At 69.0% G+C, this 313-nt stretch carries 1 protein-coding gene; it reads right to left on the bottom strand.

The genetic code is table 11. The annotated features are described in order from the left end of the window. Positions 1 to 313, bottom strand: a 313-nt coding sequence (locus tag P3H15_RS54830) for an aromatic acid exporter family protein (RefSeq protein WP_276144932.1), incomplete at both ends; no start/stop codon positions are given.

The raw sequence follows: 313 nt of genomic DNA on the forward strand, positions 1-313 counted from the left end.
GCGTTGACCGCGACGCCGACGAGCACACCGACGGTGACATCGAGGACGCGATGAAACACCAGGACTGCGTTCGTGGCCGAGCCGTAGAGCACTACCAACAGCGCGGTGATCGCCACCCATATCCCGTCCGGCGCCAACCACCGGCTGCGGCCGAGGATCGTCCCGACTGCGACCGCACCCGCGATGGCGGCGAGTTCAGGCAACGTGCGTGCCGCCACCGCGGCCACCAGCACACCGAGAACCACGACCGTGACCTGGCGTGCGGCGGCGGACACCGAGCTGCGGACCGTGGTGCCGATGATGAACAAGGCGG

The organism is Rhodococcus sp. T2V (assembly GCF_029269925.1).
GTDB lineage: Bacteria > Actinomycetota > Actinomycetes > Mycobacteriales > Mycobacteriaceae > Rhodococcus_F > Rhodococcus_F koreensis.